At 68.4% G+C, this 475-nt stretch carries 1 protein-coding gene; it reads right to left on the minus strand.

Going from position 1 to position 475, the window contains the following annotated elements:
- A partial coding sequence (locus PSR9079_RS23425) for a methyl-accepting chemotaxis protein (RefSeq protein WP_246175647.1) occupies nucleotides 1–475 on the minus strand: 475 nt, incomplete at both ends.

Below are 475 nucleotides of genomic sequence, written 5' to 3' on the forward strand. Positions count from 1 at the left end.
CTGCTGGGCCGTCGTGCGCGTGCCTTCGCCAGTCTGCTCGGTCACCGCGAAGATGTGCTGGATGTTGTCGGCCACGCCGTTGGCGAGTTCGGCCTCGCGCGACGCGGACGAGGAGATCTGCTCGATCAGCTCGGCGAGGCGCCGCGACACGCGGTCGATTTCGGACAGGGCCGTGCCGGCGGAGTCGGACAGCCGCGCCCCTTCGACCACGCCCTGCGTGGAGCGCTCCATGGCGGCCACCGCATCCTGCGTGTCGGTCTGAATCGCCTTCACGAGCGCCGAGATCTGGCGCGTGGCGTCGGCGGAGCGTTCGGCGAGGCGCTGCACTTCTTCCGCCACGACGGAGAAGCCCCGGCCCGCTTCACCGGCCGACGCGGCCTGGATGGCGGCGTTCAGGGCCAGCACGTTCGTCTGCTCGGTAATGTCGGAGATCAGCTCGGTGATTTCACCGATCTCCTGGGACTGTCTCTTATAC

This window comes from Pseudoalteromonas rhizosphaerae, assembly GCF_902498845.1.
GTDB lineage: Bacteria > Pseudomonadota > Gammaproteobacteria > Enterobacterales > Alteromonadaceae > Pseudoalteromonas > Pseudoalteromonas rhizosphaerae.